Annotated in this window: 2 protein-coding genes; both read right to left on the bottom strand. The window is 63.9% G+C overall.

All coding sequences use genetic code 11. From position 1 onward, the window contains the following. Window positions 1-73: 73 nt before the first annotated feature. On the bottom strand, window positions 74-877 hold the full coding sequence (gene istB, locus EJO71_RS34160; RefSeq protein WP_070573058.1) for an IS21-like element helper ATPase IstB: 804 nt from the start codon (window positions 875-877) through the stop codon (window positions 74-76). Beyond that, window positions 867-2,432, bottom strand: coding sequence for an IS21 family transposase (gene istA / locus EJO71_RS34155; protein ID WP_070573056.1), 1,566 nt, complete (start codon window positions 2,430-2,432; stop codon window positions 867-869). Before istA ends, istB begins: the two co-directional genes overlap by 11 nt. Window positions 2,433-2,537 lie beyond the last annotated feature (105 nt).

The following is a 2,537-nucleotide window of genomic DNA, read 5'->3' as shown; positions in this document are numbered from 1 at the left end:
TGTTGATTTCCATGGAATCCTGACCCGGCATTTCCATCGAATATTGACCCACCCTCTTTGTAAGCCTGATGGCTCACGATGTGGACAAGTTCTTGGTTTTCTCCTTCTTGGGTTGGACTTGCTGAACGGATTGCGCCGTGCTGTGCTTGAACCGGAAGCTGTCGTTGCCTGTTTCCAGGATATGGCAGCGATGCGTAAGACGATCCAGCAATGCAGTGGTCATCTTCGCATCGCCGAACACACTGGCCCACTCGCTGAAGCTCAGGTTCGTGGTGATCACTACGCTCGTGCGCTCGTAGAGTTTGGACAGCAAATGGAACAGCAGAGCCCCACCTGAAGCACTGAACGGCAGGTAGCCCAATTCATCGAGCACCACCATGTCCATATGCATCAGCCTGTGCGCGATGCGCCCGGAATTGTCACTGGCCTTCTCCCGCTCCAACGCGTTGACCAGATCGACCGTAGAGAAGAAGCGTATGCGGCAGCGGTGATGCTCGATGGCTTGCACACCCAGGGCCGTGGCGAGGTGGGACTTGCCTGTGCCCGGTCCGCCCACGAGCACCACATTCTGTGCATCGTCCATGAACTCACACCGATGCAACTGGCGTACCAGGGCTTCATTGACCTCGCTGTGGGTGAAGTCGAAGCCTGCAAGGTCGCGGTAGACGGGCAAGCGCGCCAGCTTTAATTGATACGCCACCGTGCGCACCTCCCGCTCGGCCATCTCCGCCTTGAGCAGCTGCGAGAGCATGGGCTGGGCTGCCTCGAAGGCAGGCGATCCCTGCTCGGCCAGCTCCGCCACGGCCTGCGCCATGCCGTGCATCTTGAGCTCGCGCAGCATGATCACGATGGCCCCACTCGCTGGGTCATGTCGCATGGCGCACCTCCCGGGTGATCACCGCGTTGGCAGCGCTTGCACGACTCCTGAGGGTGTCATAACGCCGCACGTCGGCCTTCGGCTCGGTCGCCAGGCGCAGCGCCTGTGGCGCCGTGACCGGCGCAGGCGCCACGGGCTTGGCGTCCAGCAACCGGTGCAGCACGTTCAGCACATGGGTCTTGCTGGCCACGCCAGCCTCCAGGGACAGCTCGACTGCGGTCAGCACCGCCTGCTCGTCATGGTGCAGCACCAGCGCCAGGATCTCCACCATCTCGCGGTCTCCGCCCGGCTGCTTCAGCAGCACCGCCTGCAGGCGACGGAAGCCTTGCGGAAGGTCGCTGAAGGGCGCCCCGTTACGCAGCGCCCCGGGCTTGCGCTGCACGACCGCCAGGTAGTGGCGCCAGTCGTAGACGGTATGACCACCGTGGCGATGCCCCGGCTCGAACACACGTTCGTGCTCACAGATCACCTGCCCCTCGGCCGCGACGACCAGCCGGGCAGCGTACACCCGCAGGCTCACGGGGCGGTTCGCATACGAGGCCGGCACGCTGTAGCGGTTGCGCTCGAAGTGCACCAGGCAAGTCGGAGAGACGCGTTTGGTGTGTTCCACGAAGCCGTCGAAGGGCCGTGGCACAGGCATGAGCAAGGATCGCTCCTGCGCCCAGACATCCGCCACCGTGCCAGGCAGCTTGCCGTGGACGATCTCGCCCCACAGCGCCTTGCAGCGGCTCTCCAACCAGTCGTTGAGCAGCGCCAGCGTGGCGAACGCCGGCACGGGCTGCCACAGCCGGTGGCGGGCGTCGCGCACGTTCTTCTCCACCTGGCCCTTCTCCCAGCCCGAGGCCGGGTTACAGAACTCGGCCTCGAACAGGTAGTGGCTGACCATGGCGCTGAAGCGCGCGTTGACATCGCGCTCCTTGCCGCGGCGCACCTTGTCCACGGCCGTCTTCATGTTGTCGTAGATGCCCCGTCGCGGCACGCCGCCGAGCACCTCGAAGGCCCGGTTGTGTGCATCGAACAGCATCTCGTGGGTCTGCAGCAGGTAGGCGCGCACGATGAACGCGCGGCTGTGGCTGAGCTTGAAGTGCGCCACCTGCAGCTTGGTGCGCTCGCCGGCGATGACCGCCCAGTCCTCGCTCCAGTCGAACTGGAATGCCTCGCCGGGGCCGAAGGCCAGGGGCACGAAGGTGCCTCGCCCGGTGGTCTGCTGGATCGCGTGGCGTTGCGCGTGCCAGGCGCGTGCAAAGGCCGCCACGCGGTTGTACGACCCCTGGTAGCCCAGCGCTGCCAGGTCGGCGTGCATCTGCTTGAGCGTGCGTCGTTGCTTACGGGACTTGGACGCTTCGCTCTTGAGCCAGCCGCTGAGCTTCTCGGCGAAGGCGTCGAGCTTGCTCGGGCTGATGCGCTTCGCGTAGCTGGGCGCCGCCTCGCCCTCGCGAAGGTACTTGCGGATGGTGTTGCGAGACAAGCCCGTGCGCCGGACTATCTCTCGGATGGACAGTTGCTCACGCAATGCCCAACGTCTGATGACACTCAGTGTCGCCACGTCAATCACTCCTGTGCTCCTGCCGCTAAAAGCAGCAGGTTAGGGTTACTACGTGGGTCAGTTTTAGATGGAAATCACACCGTCAACTGGGTCACTTCTGGATGGAAATCAACA

Origin of the sequence: Variovorax sp. 679 (genome assembly GCF_003952185.1) — a bacterium.
GTDB lineage: Bacteria > Pseudomonadota > Gammaproteobacteria > Burkholderiales > Burkholderiaceae_C > Variovorax.
This window is presented reverse-complemented; position numbering and strand designations above follow the sequence as displayed.

Bases quoted from the DNA above. Each gene is read 5' to 3' on its own strand.
- istB (WP_070573058.1), bottom strand. From the start codon at position 877: ATGCGACATGACCCAGCGAGTGGGGCCATCGTGATCATGCTGCGCGAG.